This window comes from Novosphingobium soli (genome assembly GCF_042432915.1).
In the GTDB taxonomy this organism is placed as follows: domain Bacteria; phylum Pseudomonadota; class Alphaproteobacteria; order Sphingomonadales; family Sphingomonadaceae; genus Novosphingobium; species Novosphingobium soli.
The window spans coordinates 116,147-133,574 of the sequence record NZ_JBHLWK010000012.1; the positions used below are offsets into that span (position 1 = coordinate 116,147).

13 protein-coding genes are annotated in these 17,428 nt (G+C 69.7%); 11 read left to right on the plus strand and 2 right to left on the minus strand.

The genetic code is table 11. From position 1 onward, the window contains the following. Positions 1–10: 10 nt before the first annotated feature. The 5 genes from ACFFJC_RS10010 to ACFFJC_RS10030 all read left to right on the plus strand — a co-directional run bounded on the left by ACFFJC_RS10010 (position 11) and on the right by ACFFJC_RS10030 (position 6,098). Positions 11–475, plus strand: coding sequence for a (2Fe-2S)-binding protein (locus ACFFJC_RS10010; RefSeq protein WP_379487359.1), 465 nt, complete (start codon positions 11–13; stop codon positions 473–475). Then, positions 475–2,628, plus strand: coding sequence for a xanthine dehydrogenase family protein molybdopterin-binding subunit (locus tag ACFFJC_RS10015; RefSeq protein WP_379487360.1), 2,154 nt, complete (start codon positions 475–477; stop codon positions 2,626–2,628). Before ACFFJC_RS10010 ends, ACFFJC_RS10015 begins: the two co-directional genes overlap by 1 nt. A gap of 100 nt (positions 2,629–2,728) precedes the next feature. Next, on the plus strand, positions 2,729–4,744 hold the full coding sequence (locus ACFFJC_RS10020) for a nitrilase-related carbon-nitrogen hydrolase (RefSeq protein WP_379487361.1): 2,016 nt from the start codon (positions 2,729–2,731) through the stop codon (positions 4,742–4,744). A gap of 5 nt (positions 4,745–4,749) precedes the next feature. After that, complete coding sequence (locus ACFFJC_RS10025; protein ID WP_379487362.1) at positions 4,750–5,175, plus strand: c-type cytochrome; 426 nt, start codon at positions 4,750–4,752, stop codon at positions 5,173–5,175. A gap of 398 nt (positions 5,176–5,573) precedes the next feature. Further along, the gene (locus tag ACFFJC_RS10030) at positions 5,574–6,098 is read left to right on the plus strand and encodes a hypothetical protein (protein WP_379487363.1); all 525 of its coding nucleotides are present in this window, start codon (positions 5,574–5,576) and stop codon (positions 6,096–6,098) included. Positions 6,099–6,306: 208 nt separating this feature from the next. Here ACFFJC_RS10030 and ACFFJC_RS10035 read toward each other — a convergent pair whose 3' ends face one another. Further along, a complete protein-coding gene (locus tag ACFFJC_RS10035) occupies positions 6,307–7,758 on the minus strand; it encodes a flavin monoamine oxidase family protein (protein ID WP_379487364.1) in 1,452 nt (483 codons plus the stop codon). Positions 7,759–7,929: 171 nt separating this feature from the next. Between ACFFJC_RS10035 and ACFFJC_RS10040 the strand changes: the two genes are divergently transcribed. After that, positions 7,930–8,868 (plus strand): alpha/beta fold hydrolase, encoded by a 939-nt coding sequence (locus tag ACFFJC_RS10040; RefSeq protein WP_379487365.1) that lies wholly within the window; start codon positions 7,930–7,932, stop codon positions 8,866–8,868. On the opposite strand, the gene ACFFJC_RS10045 is transcribed toward ACFFJC_RS10040, so the two are convergent. Next, on the minus strand, positions 8,865–9,731 hold the full coding sequence (locus ACFFJC_RS10045; RefSeq protein WP_379487366.1) for a LysR family transcriptional regulator: 867 nt from the start codon (positions 9,729–9,731) through the stop codon (positions 8,865–8,867). The genes ACFFJC_RS10040 and ACFFJC_RS10045 overlap by 4 nt on opposite strands. A gap of 108 nt (positions 9,732–9,839) precedes the next feature. On the opposite strand from ACFFJC_RS10045, the gene scpC reads away from it, so the two are divergent. The 5 genes from scpC (at position 9,840) to ACFFJC_RS10070 (ending at position 17,426) form a co-directional block, all read left to right on the plus strand. Further along, positions 9,840–11,354 (plus strand): succinyl-CoA:acetate CoA-transferase ScpC, encoded by a 1,515-nt coding sequence (gene scpC / locus ACFFJC_RS10050; RefSeq protein ID WP_379487367.1) that lies wholly within the window; start codon positions 9,840–9,842, stop codon positions 11,352–11,354. Positions 11,355–11,423: 69 nt separating this feature from the next. Further along, on the plus strand, positions 11,424–12,035 hold the full coding sequence (locus ACFFJC_RS10055; RefSeq protein WP_379487368.1) for a TetR/AcrR family transcriptional regulator: 612 nt from the start codon (positions 11,424–11,426) through the stop codon (positions 12,033–12,035). 411 nt (positions 12,036–12,446) lie between these two features. Continuing rightward, on the plus strand, positions 12,447–12,839 hold the full coding sequence (locus ACFFJC_RS10060) for a hypothetical protein (protein ID WP_379487369.1): 393 nt from the start codon (positions 12,447–12,449) through the stop codon (positions 12,837–12,839). Continuing rightward, positions 12,836–14,107: an efflux RND transporter periplasmic adaptor subunit gene (locus ACFFJC_RS10065; RefSeq protein WP_379487370.1), complete on the plus strand. Its 1,272-nt coding sequence runs from the start codon at positions 12,836–12,838 to the stop codon at positions 14,105–14,107. Before ACFFJC_RS10060 ends, ACFFJC_RS10065 begins: the two co-directional genes overlap by 4 nt. Positions 14,108–14,246: 139 nt before the next feature. After that, the gene (locus tag ACFFJC_RS10070; protein ID WP_379487371.1) at positions 14,247–17,426 is read left to right on the plus strand and encodes an efflux RND transporter permease subunit; all 3,180 of its coding nucleotides are present in this window, start codon (positions 14,247–14,249) and stop codon (positions 17,424–17,426) included. Positions 17,427–17,428: the final 2 nt, after the last annotated feature.

Consider the following 17,428-nt stretch of genomic DNA (forward strand, 5'->3'; position numbering starts at 1 on the left):
TCCTGCCGGCATGAGCATTTCCCTGTCGATCAACGGCGAGCACCACGATCTCGATGCGCCCGGCGACATGCCGTTGCTGTGGGCGCTGCGCGAAGTTGCGGGGCTCACGGGCACCAAGTACGGCTGCGGGATCGGAGTGTGCGGCGCATGCACCGTCCACCTTGACGGCGCCGCCGAGCGCTCCTGCCTGCTGCCCGTCGGCGAGGTCGGCGCGCGGGCCGTCACTACCATCGAGGGCCTGGGCGGGACCGGCCTGCACCCGGTGCAGCAGGCCTGGGTCGCAGCCGACATTCCTCAGTGCGGGTACTGCCAGCCCGGCTTCGTCATGCAGGTGGCCGACCTCCTGGCGAACAACCCGGGCCTGGGCGACGACGAGATCGTCGCCGCCGTCAGCAACGTCTGTCGCTGCGGCACCTATCCGCGCATGCGCGGTGCCATTGCCGAAGCCCGCGCGGCGATGACGGCGAAGTCCTGATGGCGCAGCCTCACCTTTCCCGCCGCACGGCTCTCGGCGGCGCTTTCGGGGGCGCGTTCACGCTCGCCTTCCCGCGCGGCGTCGCACAAGCGCTGGCCGGCGAAGCGCCAGTGCGGAGTGCGGAAGCGGCCGCCGGGGTCGAGCTCCAGCCCCTCATCACCGTGCTGCCCGACGGCCGGATCCGGATAGCCGCGCTGCTGGCGGAGATGGGCCAGGGCGTCTCGACCGCGATGCCGCTGATCCTGGCGGACGAACTCGACGCGGACTGGGACCGGGTGGAAATCGTGCCGATCGACTCGACCATGCGGATCCCAACGCCGCACGATCCCGGGATGCTGATCGCGGCGAGCAGCCGCTCCATCCGCAGCTGGTTCTCGCCCCTGCGCGAAGTGGCGGCGCGCGGGCGCCTGCAGCTTGCCGCCGCCGCCGCCGCGCAATGGGGCGTCGCCCCAGGCGAATGCCGGACCGCCAGGGGCCGCGTCATCCATCCCGACGGGCGCACCAGCCTCGACTACGGCGCACTGGCCGCGGCGGCAGCGCAGGTCGCGCTGCCGGGGCCGGTGGCGCTCAAGTCGCCCGACCAGTTCACTCTGATCGGCAAGGTCGGCGGGCGGCGCGACGTGCCGGGCAAAGTCACCGGCGCGGCGATCTATGCTTCCGACGTCAAGTTGCCCGGACTGCTCCACGCCTCGGTGGCGCAAGGGCCGTTCGGCGCCGTCGCCATCGCGTCCTACCAGCGCGCGGCGGCGCTGGCGGATCCGCGCGTGCGCGACCTGTTCGTGATCGACGGAACCACGCTGGTGGCGCTGGCACAGGATACCTGGAGCGCGATGAAGGCGCTCGACGCCGCGGCGCCGGTATTTGACACCGGGCCCACGTCGGCGCCTTCGAGCGCCGCCTACAAGGCTGCGCTGATCGAGGCCCTCGACGGGCAGGGCCGCGCGTTCGCCGTCACGGGCGAGGCCCCGGCGCCGAACGGCCTCACGGTGGTGGAGGCCGATTACACTGTCGCCTTCCTCGCCCACGCGACGATGGAGCCGATGAGCTGCACCGCGTGGTTCCACGAGGGCCGACTGGAGGTCTGGGCACCGACGCAGGCAGTCTTCCGCGCGCTCGATGTCGCGGCCCAGGCCTCGGGACTGGCGAAGGAGGCGGTGGTGATCCACCAGACGCTGCTGGGCGGCGGCTTCGGGCGCCGCTCGGAACAGGACTTCGTCGCGCAGGCGGTGCAGATCGCCATGCGCGCCCGGGCCCCGGTGCGCCTCCAGTGGTCGCGTGCGGAGGATACCAAGCGCGACTACTACCGCTCCGCCTACGCGATGCGGTGCAAGGGCGCGGTGGATTCTGCCGGTGCGATCGCCGACTATGGCGTGACCATCGCCGGCCCCTCGATCCTGCGCACGCGCATGGCCTTGTTCGACGGCCCCAAGGCGCCCATCGACCCGACTGCGCAGAACGGCCTGGTGCCCGAATTCTACCGCCTGCCCGCCACCCGCGCGGCGTGGGTCGAAGTGCGGCCGCCGGTGCCGGTCGGCTACTGGCGGTCGGTGGCGCACTCGCAGAACCTTTTCCCGGCCGAGAGCTTCATCGACGAGCTGGCCCACGCCGCCGGCAAGGACCCGTTCGACTTCCGGCAGGCGCACGTCACGGACCCCCGCATGGCCGCGGTCATGACAAAGCTGCGGTCGCTGTCGGAGTGGGACGGCCCGCTGCCACCCGGACGTGCGCGCGGCGTTGCGGTGGTCGCCTGCTACGAGAGCTACTTCGGCCAGGTGATCGAGCTCTCCGTGTCGGATGGCGAAGTGCATGTCCACCGCGCCACAAGCGTCATCGACTGCGGGCTGGCGGTGCAGCCGGACAACATCGTGGCGCAGGTCGAGGGCGGCACGATCTTCGGTCTCTCGGCGGCGCTCTACGGCGAGATCGAGATCGAGGACGGCGTCACGCAGCAGTCAAGCTTCTCCGACTACCGCGTGCTGCTGCTGCCGGAAACACCGCAGATGCGCACCCATGTCATGCCGTCGACCGCTGCTCCCGGCGGGGTGGGAGAGACCGGCACGCCCTGTGCGATGCCGGCGACCGCCAACGCGCTCTTCGCCCTTACCGGCAAGCGGCTGCGCAGCCTGCCGCTGCACAAGGCGCTCCTGGGCTGAGGTCGTCCGCACCATGAACGGCGGCCGTGCACGAGGCTGCAAGCCTGCTTCCCAGCGTCCAGAAGCGTGGCATGAAGATTCCCTCTTGGAGTATTCCCGAATGCTGATCCTATCCCAGGAAGCCTGGTCCGCCGGCGACCCTGCCCGCCTCAGCCAGATCGCCGGAGCGGCGGTCATCGAGGCGCGGCGCCGCAGTGCATCGGCAGACGAGTGGATCCTGCTGCTGCTTCCACACTCGGCCGTGGTCTGGCCCGAGGCCGAGGCACTGTCGGCGCTTTCCGCCGCCGCCGCGCGCCATGCGATCCACCTGGCCGGCTCGCTGGTGGTGGAGCCCGCAGCCGGCGGCGCCGTCGCCACCCTGGGCTTCGTCTTCGGCCCCGATGGCGGGCTGCTGCTGCGCACGGGCAAGATCGCGCCCGACCTGATCGAGGGCTTCGGCGACACGCAAGCGCTGCCAGCGAGCGAAGCCGCGTTCCCCGTCGCCAGGCTTCCCTTCGTGCAGGTCGGCATGCTGGTGGGCGAGGACATCCTGTTCAGCCACTACGCCCGTGCGCTGGTGTTCAACGGCGCCGAGCTCATCCTGAACCCCACGGCCGAGGCCGCCGACCCGCTCACGCCGGCCCGGCGCATGTCGCGTTGGGGCCGCGCCACCGACGCTGCCGGCTACGTTGCCTCGGCCAGCCCGAGCACCGTCGAGATCGACGGCATCGCGCTTAACGTGCCGACCTCCACCGCGCTCTACAACTGGGAACGCGAGGTCGTCTCGGCCATCGGAGACGAGAGCTTCGTCTTCGTGGACATCGACGTCGAGATGATGCGCCGCAAGCGCGCGACGCCGCAAGGCTCGATGCCTGCGATCGTGCGCGCAGACGTCTACGCCCGCGGCTATCGTGCCTGGGCCGCGGAGGCGGGAGAGCTGCCCCGTCCCGACAGCCGCACCGCCTGGCTGGCGGAAGCCGGGCGCCGGCTCGACGCCGAAGCTGCGCGGGCAGGCCCCATGCTGGCCAGCTACGAGGAACAGTACGACATCTGCGTTATCCAGTCGGTGCCGCGCCTCATACCGCTGGGGGTGAACAACTCGCGCGAGATCATCATGCGCAACCTCGCAGAATCGCTGGCGCTCGCCGACTCGCGCGCCAACGTGCCGTCGGTGCGACTGGTGGTGTTTCCCGAGTTCTGGCTGACCGGCCCGGGGGGCATCGGCGGCATTCAGCGCACCGTGCAGGACATGGAGAAGCTGGCGATCAGCCACGGCGACGAGGTGTTCGAGGAGATCGGCCGCTTCGCCCGGCGCAACAAGGTCTACGTCGCGTTCCAGAACTTCGAGGTCCACGAGAAGCTGCCTGGCCGCGTGTTCAACTCCGCGTTCCTGATCGACGACGCCGGCGCGCTGGTCCACACCTACCGCAAGAACCAGTGCGCCGATGTCTGGGGCTTCCTCCCGGACACGACACCGGGCTCGATCATGGACGAGTTCGTCGATCTGTTCGGCTACGAATCGCTGTTCCCGGTGGCCGACACGCCAATCGGGAAGATCGCCAACATGATCTGCTTCGACAACATGAGCCCGGAAGTCGCCTTTGCGCTGCGCCACTTCGGCGCCGAGGTGATCTGCCACTCCTCGTCAGAGCCGCACGGTGCCGAAGGACGTTCCCCTTGGGACAACGCGCGGCGACTGCGCGCCTTCGAGAACACCGCCTACATGATCTCCGCGATCGACGGGGGCGAGCACGTGGCGGAGGATTCGGACCTGCTCACCTTCTTCCGGCGCGGCCATACCAAGGTCATCAACTATGACGGCACCGTGCAGGGCGTCGTCGACGGTCCCGGGCCGGTGGTGCTGCGCGCGCACGTCGACCTCACCGGCCTGCGCCGCGCCCGTGCCAATCCCCGCGTCAACATCAAGCTGTGGAGCGACTTCGCCGCCTATGCCGGCGCCTATTCCGGCGACATCGGCTTCCCCAGCAACCTGTGGGCGGCCGAGCCCTATAAAAATCCGTACCTGGGGGCCAAGGAGCTGCGCCGCGTGATCGCCGAGTACATGGACCGCGGGATCTACGTCGAGCCGGCGTCCGAGATCGGCGCCGACCGCTACCGCACCTCGGACCAGGTGTGAGCGCGATGACGCGAGTCCACCCCGCACCGCTCGCCGCCGCCCTGGCCGGCGCCGCACTGGCCCTGGCCGCGCTGCCCGCCGCCACTGCAGCGCAGCCTGCACCGGTCGCGCCCGCCGCGCGGCCCGACGTCGCCAAGGGCAAGGCGCAGTTCGCGCGCTGCATGGCCTGCCACTCCGTCGATCCGGCGAAGCCGCGCGGGATCGGCCCCAACCTGGCCGGCGTGGTGGGCCGCGCCGCCGGCAAGCAGCCCGGCTTCAAGTACACCCCCGCGCTGGCAGGGGCCCGGTTCAAGTGGACGCCCGAGAAGCTGGACGCCTTCATCGCCAAGCCGCGCGAAGTCGTCCCGGGCACCAACATGGTCTTCGCCGGGATCGCGGACCCGGCCGCGCGCAAGGCGCTGATCGCCTATCTCGGCACGACCGGAAAGTAGCGTCAGCGTCCCTCCACCGGAATGAACGACGCCGCCTCTGCGAAAGCCGGGGCGGCGTTGCTGCGAACGGGCTGTGTGTCTATGGGGTGCAATGGTGCAGCAGCGCTGCTTAGCCGGCGTGGACAAATTGGGACGTCCGGTTTCGCCCCATCCTCCCCCTTGGGGGAGGGGAACCATGCGAAGCATGGTGGAGGGGCACGAGCGGTTTGCGCGACCGTGATCGGCAGGAGGTTCTGCTGTGGGCTAACGCGATGGCACGCACACCGAGGGTGCCCCTCCACCACCCTGCGGGTGGTCCCCCTCCCCGTTCCGGGGAGGATGGCTACGACGGCTTCCCCCCGTTGCGGACATTCGCGCATGGCTTGCGCCGCTTGGACGTTCCTTTATCTAGTTGATCTATGAAGGTCCACTACCTGCTGCTCACAACAGCCCTCTTGGCAGCCTACGGATCAAATCGGCCTGCTAACGAACCTGATGGATCGCAATCCGCCGTGAAATCCGGCGAGAAAATCATTGTGTTTCCGGTAGAGCCGCATCAATGGCGCAAAGACCCCGATTGCTACGTCTCCCAAGCTGCATTCGATCTCAACAACGAAGTATATCCTGAACCCCAGGCGCTTAGATGGCGAAAGCAACGTAAATTTTCGGGATATTTGTTCACAAACTTTGAAGGGGCGAGCTTCGTGTCTGCGAACCGAGGTAATGATCCGCATAACCTCGGCTTGGATCACTACCAAACGTCAATTCACTATAACGGATCAGATATTCCATTTGCTCCGGAGCCACGGGTATATTGGATATCTTTCACTGGTCGCGAGGCTCTATGCAACTCGCAGCGACCGGACGAGGCACATTTCGACCTACCGTCTTCGCCAAATCTCGTGATCATCGATCAGATTGCCGAACAGATCCGCATGCCGTGATCACTACCTCCAACGGCAGCTAATTCACCCAAAGCGGACCTCTCCCTCCGCTCAGCCTGAGCTTGTCGAAGGCCTCGAGACGTGGCGCAAGGTTCCCATGCTTCGACAAGCTCAGCATGAGCGGCCTGGATGGGGTAATGGCGACTCCCCACCCATTTCGGTCATTCCGGTCGACACGGAATTTGTCTAAGCGGCCTAGTGCCCCGCCTCAGGCGCGGCCCATCCGCTCGAGAACTTCGAGCGCCGCGCGCTCTCCGGTGGCGGCAGCGGCCTCCATCCCGGGCTCGACGTCGCGCGTGTGCTCGCCCGCGAAGTGCAGGCGCTGCCAAGGATCCGCGATCCGCGCGCCGAAACGGGTCACCTGGCCGGGCCGGTAGATGTGCTTGTTGCCCGTCACGTAAGGATTGCGCCGCCAGCTGTGCTGCCCGATCGGCCGGATCGCCCCGGCCATCGCCGGGCGGATGCGCAGCAGCTCGGCCGTCGCCAGCGCCGCGGCGCGCTCGGGCGGGAGCGCATCGAAGGCCAGAGTGCCCGCGCCGTTGATCCACACATCCAGCCACTCGACTTCGCCGCTTTCGCCCTTGTTGGCGAACACGCGCTCGATAGCACCGTCGGTGATGAGGCCCGGTTCCAGTCCGTCGCGTTCCCAGTACGGCGCCGTGACCGCGTAGAAGAAGTGCGAGGTGCCCATGTAGAGCGCGTCGCTGATCGATTCTGCCCGCAGTCCCGTGGGTGGCGGCGAGATGGCGATGCGCGAAAGGGCGCTCAGCGGCACGGCCGAGATGACGTAATCGCAGCCGATCCGCGCGCCGTCGGCACAGGTGACCGTGCAGCCCGCGCCGTCCATGTCGATCGCCGTGACGGCGACGCCGCAGCGCACCGGCGCGCCGAGCCCCTCGGCAATCGCCCGCGGGAGGGTGTCGGAACCGCCGGCGATGTAGTGGAAGTCCCCGGTGCCCGCTTCGTAGACCGAGTTCTTCTGGCCTCCCGCCTGCTTGCCCCACGACGCGATCGACTGCAGCTCCTTCATCTGGAACAGGGCGGAGGTCGTCTCCAGCGTCTCGCAGTTGCTGGTGATCCCGATGAGGCGGATCGCTTCGTCGGACAGGCCGCATTCCCGGTAGAAGCGGTCGAGCGGCACGTCCCAGCGCGCATAGGCGGGATCGCGCCAGGCATCGGGTGCGGGCAGCTTGCCGAAGCGGTTGATGATCGCGACTTCGAGCTGGGCGATGGCGATGCCACGCTCGTCGCCCCGGGTGGTATTGGCGGCGGAGCCGGCCCAGGAGCCGGCGTCGCCGCTCTCGCCGCGGACCGCCCAGGCCATGCCGCCGCGGCGGTGCGGCGGAACCAGGCTGACGCCGAACCGCTCTGCCAGCGCCCGGACGCGGCCGTACTCGGGACCGATGGTGGTTGCGCCGCAGTCGAAGTGCCGGTCGCCGTTGCGCAGCGTGCGGAGGCGCCCGCCCGGGACCTCCTGGGCTTCGAGCACCATCACCCTGGCGCCGAGGTCGGTGAGGATGGTGGCGGCGTTGAGGCCTGCAAGGCCCGCCCCGATCACGACCACGTCGCAGCGCTCGACCGCCGCCCGCGCCGGCATGGCGGCGAGCGAGAGCATGAACAGGCCGGACTGGCCCAGCATGTGCCTTCGGCTGATCCGCATGGTACTCTCCGAACATTCTTGAACCCGCACTGCATCGATCCGGGCGCCGGCCGCTGCCACTGCCGCGCAGCGTACCGTTCGCCTGCCGGACAGGCGGGAGCCGAGCCGTTCAATCGCCCCGGCAACCGCATGATGATGGCGGCGATGCCCATCGCGCCTGGAGACCCGCGCATGACGATCGCCTCCCTGCCTCTCCCCCGCCGCGCGGTGCTCGCCGCGGGGGTGGGCCTTGCCGGCACCGCTGCGGTGAGCACCGGGGGCATGGCCGCGCCTCAGGTGTCGGGCCTAGGGCGGTCCGGTGACGATGGCTGGGCCGAGAGCGGTCATGTCGACCGCGCGGGAGGGCGCATCCACTGGGGCGCGATCGGGGCGGGTCCGGTGCTGGTGGTCATGCCCAAGCTGGGCGGCTGGATGGCCGACTGGCTCCCGGTGGCGCGCCTGCTCGCGCCCCGTTACCGGGTGGTCGCCATCGACCCTCCCGGCCATGGTGGCTCGACGATGGCCGGGCCGCCGCCCTATATCCAGACTCTGCCCGAAAGTGCCGCACTCGTCCGCGCCACGCTCGAGGCGCTGGGCATCACGCACTATGCTCTGGCCGGCAACTCGCTGGGCGGCTGCATCGCGGCGATCATGGCGGCACTGTTCCCGGCCGACGTGGTGCGCCTCGCGCTCGTCAGCGTCGCACTCGCCGACCGCATGTCGGCATCCGACCTGGCCGCCTACGACGCGCGTACCGGCGAGTACGACGCCCGGGGCATGCCACTGCCGCGCGCGGCCGAGACGATGGCGCGGCGGTTTGGCACCACCTCGGCGATCAATGCGCAGATGAACGCGTCGCGCGCGGCGGCGGGGCTGTGGATCCGCCCTTCGGAGCGCGGCGTCTTCACCTGCGGGATCACCGACTACCTGCCGCGCATCGCGGCGCGCACGCTGCTCGTCTACGGCAAGGGCAACGAGGGCACCTACCAGGTCTTTCGCGACAGGGCGCTGCGCCTGATCCCGCAGGCGACCAGCCTCGACGTAGAGGGCGCCGGCGCTTTCCTCCACCAGCAGAAGCCCGAGGCGACGGCCGCGCTGCTCGACCGCTTCCTCTCGGGCGCGCAAGCCTAGGCGGGAAAGTTCGCGACCAGGAAGTCGAGCACCACGCGGACGCGCATCGGCATCGGGACACCTTCGAAGCCGTGGGCGACGCGCAACGGGATCGGCGGGATCGGCGCCTCGGGGAGCACCGGGACGACGAGCCCGCGGGCGAGGTCGTCCTCCACCTGGATGCGGGGCAGCAGGCCGATGCCCAGGGCGCCGCGGGTGGCGCGCAGCACCGCCTCGCTGCTGTTGGCGCGCAGGAAGCCGCCGGGCCGCAGCTCCTGCCCCGCTACCGGCCAGGGCTCGGGCCGCGCGGCGTAGCCGTAGGTGAGGCACTCGTGCTGCGCGAGGTCCTCCACCCGCGCCGGCGTGCCCCGCGCGCGCAGGTACTGCGGCGCGGCCACCAGCAGGCGCGCCAGCTCGCCGAGCGGCGCACCGGGAGCCGAGGCACCGGCATCGACCGCCAGCCACAGGTCGAGCCCGCCCGCGTCGGCCGCGTCGCGCCAGTCGGCGACGAGGAGCTCGATCCGCAGCGCCGGGTGAGCGTCGCGCAGGCGCTCCAGGCGCTGCGCGTAGTGCAGCCCGAGCGCCGTGGTGACGCCCAGCCGGACGAGGCCGCGCGCCGCCACCTGCCCGGCGAGGTCGGCCTCCGCCTGCTCCAGCTGGTCGAGGATGGCGGCGGCGTGGCCGACCAGCCGCTCGCCCTCACGCGTCAGCGTGATGCGACGGGTCGTGCGCTGGAACAGGCGAGCGCCGAAATGCGCTTCCAGATCGTCGATCGCGCGCGTTATCGTGGTGTGGCTGAGGTTCAGCCGCCGCGCGAGAGCGGAGAAGCTGCCTTCCTCGCTCACGCGCAGGAACAGGCGCAGGGATCGCACGAGGTCGCTCATCTGAACGCCTTTGGCACAAGTCCTGCGCAAAGTTGAGCTCTTGTCTTGTGCGGCGCACCGATGGACAAAACGCCCGGGGCCCGTGAAGGCCGGAACGAGAGGATTCGCATGACCGACCGTATCGCCAGCGCAGACTTGCGGAACAAGGTGATGTCCGCCGCGGATGCTGCGGCGCTGATCCGCCACGGGCAGACCGTAGGCATGAGCGGGTTCACCGGCTCTGGCTATCCCAAGGCGGTGCCGCTGGCGCTGGCCGCCCGGATCGAGGAGGAGCATGCAGCCGGCCGGCCCATGCGGGTGAAGGTCTGGACCGGCGCCTCGACCGGTCCCGAGCTCGACGGCGCGCTGGCCAAGGCGGACGGCATCGAGCTGCGCCTGCCCTACAACTCGGACCCGATCGCGCGCGAGCGGATCAACAAGGGCGAGATGGACTATCTCGACATGCACCTCAGCCAGGTGGCGCCGATGGCCTGGCAAGGCTTCCTCGGGCCGCTCGACGTGGCGGTCGTCGAGGTGACCGCGATCCGCCCCGACGGCTCGCTCGTGCCGTCGTCCTCGGTGGGCAACAACAAGACCTGGCTCGACCGCGCGCAGGCCGTGATCCTGGAGGTCAACTCCTGGCAGAACCCGGCGCTGGAAGGGATGCACGACATCTACTACGGCACCGCCCTGCCGCCGCACCGCGTGCCGATCCCGCTGGTCCGCCCCGACGACCGGATCGGGCAGGAGACGCTGCGCTGCGACCCGGCCAAGATCGTCGCCATCGTCGAGACCGACGCCCCCGACCGCAACCTGCCGTTCACCCCGCCCGATGCCAGCGCGCTGGCGATCGCCGGGCACATCATCGAGTTCCTCCGCCACGAAGTGGGCAAGGGTCGCCTGCCGGACTCGCTGCTGCCGATCCAGTCGGGCGTAGGCAACATCGCCAATGCCGTCCTGACCGGCCTGGTCGACGGGCCCTTCCACGACCTGACCGCCTATACCGAGGTGATCCAGGACGGCATGCTCGACCTCATCGACGCCGGCCGGCTGCGCATGGCCTCCGCCACCGCCTTTTCGCTCAGCCCCGAGGCGGCGCTGCGCATCAATGCCGAGATGGAGCGCTACCGCACCCGCATGATCCTGCGCCCGCAGGAGATCAGCAATCATCCCGAGCTGATCCGCCGCCTCGGCTGCATCGCCATGAACGGGCTGATCGAGGCCGACATCTACGGCAACGTCAACTCCACCTGCGTGATGGGCAGCCGCATCCAGAACGGCATCGGCGGCTCGGGCGACTTCGCGCGCAACGCCTACGTCTCGATCTTCATGACCCCTTCCACGGCCAAGGGCGGCGCCATTTCCGCCATCGTGCCGCAGGCGGCGCACGTGGACCACATCATGCAGGACGTGGCGGTGCTGGTGACCGAGCAAGGCCTTGCCGACATGCGCGGGCTGCCGCCCCGCAAGCGCGCCGCGCTGGTGATCGAGAACTGCGCGCACCCGATCTACCGCGACGCCCTGCGCGACTACTATGAGCGCGCCTATCACGGTTCGTACGGCAGGCATGCCCCTTCGCTGCCGGCTGAGGCGCTGTCCTGGCACCAGCGCTTCATCGACACCGGCACGATGCTGCCTGCCTGAAATGCCAGGGTTAATGCCGGGGTTCTTGCACTGGACTCGCGCGGACGGCGCACCTATATACCGCTTGGTATGAAATGCTCGGCCACCCCTGCGGTCCGCGGCCGTCCCCGCGAATTCGATCCTGACGAGGCGCTCGCAGCCGCGCTGCGGGTGTTCTGGTCGCGCGGATACGAAGGCGCCTCGATGGCGGAGCTGACCGATGCCATGGGCATCACCAAGCCCAGCCTCTACGCCTGCTTCGGCAACAAGGAAGCGCTCTTCAAGAAGGCGCTGGACCTCTACGAGCGGGACAAGCTGGCCTATGTCGGCGCCGCCCTGGAAGCGCCCACCGCCCGCGGCGTGGCCGAGAGGCTGCTGCGCGGCGCGCTGGCCACCCATTGCGGCACCAGCGACCCGCACGGATGCCTGGGCGTCATCAGCACCGTGGCCTGCACCAACGAGATCGATTCGATCCGCGAGCACGTGGCCGCCCGCCGCGCCTCCTCGGAAGCCGCGCTGGTCGAGCGGTTCGAGCGGGCGAGCGCGGAAGGCGACCTGCCCCAGGGCGTCGATCCCAAGGCGATGGCCAGCTGCCTCACCACCGTGCTGCAAGGGCTGTCGGTGAAGGCGCAAGGCTGCGCCTGCTCCAGCGAGCTGCAAGGCACCGTCGATGCCTTCCTGGCGATCTGGCCCAGCCGCTGAGACCGGCTCCCGGGCAGGCCAGTCACTGGCAACCGAAATCCGGTCCCCAAGGCTTTTCGAAAAATTTTTCGTTCAACGGCCGTTCAGGCTCTTGAAAAGCGCCTTCCCGACCTAATTTACCGGCCGGTACAGAAAGCTGCTTGACCTTTCTCCCACCTGAATATATACCGATTGGTATAGAAACGAACCGCCCGACTCGCCGCCACTGAACGGCAGCGGGCATCCGTCCTCACCGCTGCAGGCCCACGCGGGCCGCGGCCGACATGCGCAACACGCGCTTGGCCGGTCGGGCACGAGCGGCCGGCGCATCGACCATCCTTCCGGCTGCCCCGAGCCGGAGGCCGCCCCGGCGCGCGCCCTTCCCCCCTGTCCCGGGGCGTGCGCCGGGGCTCATCTTCAGGGAGCAAGACTATGGCTTTCATCGACTTCTCCGATGCCGCGCTGCAGGCGCTGCCCGTCGCACTCTCGCACCCCGCCGAGGTGGGGCGCGAAGCGCTCACCGGCCTCGAGCGCCGCGTCGTCGCGCTGGCCCGCGGTGACGGGCTCGATACCCTGCGCCCGCAGCGCAAGCGCGGCTGGCTGGCGCGGCTGATCCTGGGGCCGAACCCGCCCTCGGCGATGCTGGCCAACGAGCGGCTGGAGGCGCTGCGCCGCCTTGCCGTGCAGGCCTGGCACAAGGGCTACACCCTGCCGGTCTCGGCGCTCAGGGACGCTCGCGCCGCGGGCTACAGCGAAGACCAGATCGGCGCCGTCATCGACATCATCGGGCGCGAACGCGCCCCGTTCCGGAGGCTTGCCGCGTGAACCTCGCGACCACACTCGAAATTCCCTCCGACTACGCGCCCGGGCGTGCGGGCGCCCGGCGTTCGCCGGGACCGCGGCGGCTGCAGGTCGCGATCGGGGCGCTGACCCTCGCCGCCGTCGCCGGCCTGGCCTGGACCCTGCTGGGCCGGCACGAGGCGGCGGCCGCCCTGCCGCCGCCGGCGACGGTCGAGACCGCACGACCGCTGCTCCGCGACGTCACCGAATGGGACGACTACGTGGGCCGCTTCGCCCCCAGCAAGACGGTCGAGGTGCGCCCGCGCGTCTCGGGCGCGATCACGCAGATCCTGTTCCGCGACGGCGACTACGTGCGCGCGGGCCAACCGCTGTTCGTGGTCGATCCCCGGCCGTACCGCGCCGCGCTGGCCGAAGCCGAGGCCGAGGCCGCGTCGGCCAGCGCCACGCTCGCCCTCGCCCGCTCCGACTATGCCCGCGTCGCCGGGCTCTCGGGCGACGAGGCGATGGCGGCGAGCGAGGTCGACCAGCGCCGCTCGCGCGTCCGGGCAGCGGAAGCGGCGCTGGCCGCGGCGCGGGCCCGGGTGCGTGCGCGCAGCCTCGACGTGGAGTTCGCGACGGTGCGCGCGCCCATCTCGGGCCGTGTCTCCGACCGCCGGGTGGACGCCGGCAACCTGGTTTCGGGTGACAGCGGCGCCAATGCCACGCTGCTGACCACCATCAATGCCGTGAGCCCGATCTACTTCACCTTCGACGCGTCGGAATCGCTGTTCCTCAAGGCCCAGCGCGATCGCGCCGAGCATCGCGACGGCACCCAGATCGAAGTGCGCCTGCAGGACGAGGCCGATTACCGGTGGAAGGGCCGGCTGGACTTCACCGACAACGGCCTCGATCCCCGCTCGGGCACCATCCGCATCCGTGCCAGCCTTGACAATGCCGACGGCTTCCTCACCCCCGGGATGTTCGGGAACATGCGGCTGGCCAACGGCGGCACGGTGAAGGCGCTGCTGGTGCCAGACGCCGCCGTCCGCTCCGACCAGACCCGCAAGGTGGTGATGGTCGTCGGCCAGGATGGCACCGTGGCGAGCCGGCCGGTCGTGACCGGGCCGCTGGTCGGGAACCTGCGCGTCGTGCGCAGCGGCCTGCGCCCCGAGGAGGCGGTGGTGATCTCGAACTACCAGGCCGCGATCCCCGGTGCCCACGTCCAGGCCAAGGCGGGCCGGATCGCACCGGACAAGGCCGCCGCCGCGCCCGCCCCGGCGCAGCAGTCGGCGTCGCAGGCGACGCTCGACTGATGCACGGCTGACGCCAGACCACACGTCATCCCCGCCCCCCGCGGGGATGATCCCTGAACGACCGCGCCCCCGGCGCGCCGCCCCCCTGCAGAGCGTCTCTGCGGGACGGGCCGACGCGCGCCCAGACAAGGCTCCTGCCATGCGACTCTCCCGCTTCTTCATCGACCGCCCGATCTTCGCCGGCGTCATCGCGGTCATCATCACCGTGATCGGCGCGCTGGCCTTCCTCGGCCTGCCGATCACCCAGTATCCCGACATCGTCCCGCCCACGGTGACCGTCACCGCGCAGTATCCCGGCGCCTCGGCGGAGACCGTGGCCGACACCATCGCCGCTCCCATCGAGCAGGAGATCAACGGCGTCGACGACATGCTCTACATGGATTCGCAGTCGACCGGCGACGGCAAGGTGACGATCACCGTCACCTTCAAGATCGGCACCGACCTCGATGCCGCGCAGGTGCTCGTGCAGAACCGCGTGGCGGTGGCCACCCCGCGCCTGCCCGAGGAGGTGCAGCGCATGGGCGTGGTGACCCGCAAGTCCTCTCCCGACTTCCTGATGGTGGTCAACCTGCAGTCGCCGGACGGCACCTACGATCGCAACTACCTGTCCAACTACGCGCTCACCCAAGTCAAGGACCGGCTGGCGCGCATCGACGGCGTGGGCGACGTGCAGATGTTCGGCGCCCGCGACTACGGCATGCGCATCTGGATCGACCCGGGCCGCGCCGCCGCGATGGACCTCACCGCCGGCGAGATCGTCAGCGCCCTGCGCGCGCAGAACGTCCAGGTCTCTGCCGGCGCGATCGGTGTGCCGCCGTTCGACAAGGGCAACGCCTACCAGGTCGGCGTCGAGCTCCAGGGCCGCCTCGCCGATCCCCAGCAGTTCGCCGACATCGTCGTGCGCACCGATCCCGACGGCCGCCAGGTGCGCGTGCGCGACGTCGCCCGCGTCGAGCTCGGCGCGCAGGACTACAACACCAACACCTATCTCTCGGGCAAGCCCACCGTCGTGATGGCGGTGATGCAGCGCCCCGGCTCCAACGCGCTCGCCACCGCGCAGCTGGTGCGCGCCGAGATGGACACGCTCCAGGCCAAGTTCCCCAAGGGGCTGGAGTACTCGGTCATCTACAACCCCACCGAGTTCATCGGCCAGTCGATCGACGCGGTGTACCACACGCTGTTCGAGGCGGTGGTCCTGGTCGTCCTGGTCATCCTGCTGTTCCTGCAGAACTGGCGCGCGGCGGTCATCCCGATCATCGCCATTCCGGTCTCGCTGGTCGGCACCGCGGTGATGCTGGCGGCGCTCGGCTATTCGCTCAACAACCTCTCGCTGTTCGGGCTGGTGCTGGCGATCGGCATCGTCGTGGACGACGCCATCGTGGTGGTCGAGAACGTCGAGCGCTACATCGAGGAGGGGCTCTCCCCGCTCGAAGCCTCGCGGCGCTCGATGGACGAGGTCTCGGGCGCGCTGGTCGCCATCGTCCTGGTGCTCTGCGCGGTGTTCGTGCCGACGCTGTTCATCGGCGGCATCTCGGGCGAGTTCTACAAGCAGTTCGCGGTCACCATCTCCACCGCCACCGTCATTTCCCTGGTGCTATCCCTCACCCTATCCCCCGCTCTGGCCGCGATCCTGCTGCGCCACAAGGAGCGGCTGGCCCCCGGCGCGCCGCGCTGGCGGCGGGTTCTCCAGGGCGGGGCCGACCGCTTCAACCACGGGTTCGAGCGCCTGAGTGCGCGCTATGCCCGCCTTACCGCGACGCTAGTGGCCGTGCCCGGCCGCATGATGGCGACCTACGGCGCCCTCATCGCCGCCACCGTCGCGCTGTTCTGGGCCACCCCCACCGGCTTCGTCCCGCAGCAGGACCAGGGCTACTTCCTGGCCGCCGCCTTCCTGCCCTCCGGCTCCTCGCTGGAGCGCACCGACGAAGTGACGCAGGAGATCGCCAAGCGCCTGCTCCCGATCAAGGGAATCCGCGGCGCCGTGATGTTCGCCGGCCTCCACGGCCCCTCGCGCACCGCCTCGCCGGACGCGGCCGCGATCTACTTCCCGTTCGAATCCTTCGAAAAGCGCAAGGAACTGGGCGTGACCTACGCCGACATCATGAAGCAGGCGCAGGAAGCGGTGGCGGGCTACGACAAGGCCACGATCTACCTGCTGCCCCCGCCGACCATCAACGGCATCGTCCCCGCCGGCGGCTACCGCATGATGGTGGAGGACAACGAAGGCGGCAGCTATTCCGAGCTGGCGCAGGCGACCGGCGCCATGCTGGCCAAGGCCAACCAGGCCAAGGGACTGCAGCAGGTCTACACGCTGTTCGACCAGAACACCCCGCGCGTCTTCGCCGACGTCGACCGCCGCAAGGCCGACCTGCTCGGCGTGCCCCCAGAACGCGTGTTCGAGGCGCTGCAGGTCTACCTCGGCTCGGCCTTCGTCAACGACTTCAACCTGCTGGGCCGCACCTACCGCGTCACCGCGCAGGCCGACCAGGGCAGCCGCGGCTCGGTGGCGGACATCGCCAACCTCAAGACCCGCTCCAACTCGGGCGCGATGGTGCCGATCGGCTCGGTGGCCACGTTCGAGGACAAGACCGGGCCCTACCGCGTCGTGCGCTACAACCTGCATCCGGCGATCGAGGTGGACGGCAGCGTCGCTCCCGGCTTCTCGACCGGGCAGGCGCTCTCCACCATGGAGAAGGTGGCGACCGAAGCACTGCCGTCGGGCTACGGCTTCGAGTGGACCGGCATCGCCTACCAGCAGGCGACCGCGGGTAACACCGCCGGGATCGTCTTCGGCATGGCGGTGCTCTTCGTCTTCCTCGTCCTCGCCGCCCAGTACGAGAGCCTGACCCTGCCGCTGGCGATCGTGCTGATCGTGCCGATGTGCCTCTTCGCCGCCATGCTCGGCGTGAACTTGAGGGGGCTGGACAACAACATCCTCACCCAGATCGGCCTGGTCGTGCTGATCGCGCTCGCCGCCAAGAACGCGATCCTGGTGGTCGAGTTCGCCAAGCAGGCGGAGGAGGAACGGGGCATGTCGATCGTCGAGGCGGCTGTCTATGCCGCACAGACCCGCCTGCGCCCGATCCTGATGACCAGCCTCGCCTTCATCCTCGGCGCGGTACCGCTGGTGATCGCGGAGGGCGCCGGCGCCGAGCTGCGGCAGGCGCTGGGCACCGCGGTGTTCTTCGGCATGGCCGGCGTCACCGGGTTCGGCCTGCTGTTCACCCCCACCTTCTACGTCGTGTGCCGCGGCCTGGCCGAGAAGCTTCGCCGCCGCCGCCCGGCCGCCCCCGCGCCCCACGCGCTGCCGGCCGAATGAAA

Excerpts from the sequence above, each read along its gene's own strand:
- scpC (WP_379487367.1), top strand. The coding sequence starts at position 9,840 with ATGACCGACCGTATCGCCAGCGCAGACTTGCGGAACAAGGTGATGTCC.
- ACFFJC_RS10030 (WP_379487363.1), top strand. The coding sequence starts at position 5,574 with ATGAAGGTCCACTACCTGCTGCTCACAACAGCCCTCTTGGCAGCCTAC.
- ACFFJC_RS10070 (WP_379487371.1), top strand. The coding sequence starts at position 14,247 with ATGCGACTCTCCCGCTTCTTCATCGACCGCCCGATCTTCGCCGGCGTC.
- ACFFJC_RS10020 (WP_379487361.1), top strand. The coding sequence starts at position 2,729 with ATGCTGATCCTATCCCAGGAAGCCTGGTCCGCCGGCGACCCTGCCCGC.
- ACFFJC_RS10055 (WP_379487368.1), top strand. The coding sequence starts at position 11,424 with ATGAAATGCTCGGCCACCCCTGCGGTCCGCGGCCGTCCCCGCGAATTC.
- ACFFJC_RS10045 (WP_379487366.1), bottom strand. The coding sequence starts at position 9,731 with ATGAGCGACCTCGTGCGATCCCTGCGCCTGTTCCTGCGCGTGAGCGAG.
- ACFFJC_RS10015 (WP_379487360.1), top strand. The coding sequence starts at position 475 with ATGGCGCAGCCTCACCTTTCCCGCCGCACGGCTCTCGGCGGCGCTTTC.
- ACFFJC_RS10010 (WP_379487359.1), top strand. The coding sequence starts at position 11 with ATGAGCATTTCCCTGTCGATCAACGGCGAGCACCACGATCTCGATGCG.
- ACFFJC_RS10035 (WP_379487364.1), bottom strand. The coding sequence starts at position 7,758 with ATGCGGATCAGCCGAAGGCACATGCTGGGCCAGTCCGGCCTGTTCATG.
- ACFFJC_RS10040 (WP_379487365.1), top strand. The coding sequence starts at position 7,930 with ATGACGATCGCCTCCCTGCCTCTCCCCCGCCGCGCGGTGCTCGCCGCG.
- ACFFJC_RS10025 (WP_379487362.1), top strand. The coding sequence starts at position 4,750 with ATGACGCGAGTCCACCCCGCACCGCTCGCCGCCGCCCTGGCCGGCGCC.
- ACFFJC_RS10060 (WP_379487369.1), top strand. The coding sequence starts at position 12,447 with ATGGCTTTCATCGACTTCTCCGATGCCGCGCTGCAGGCGCTGCCCGTC.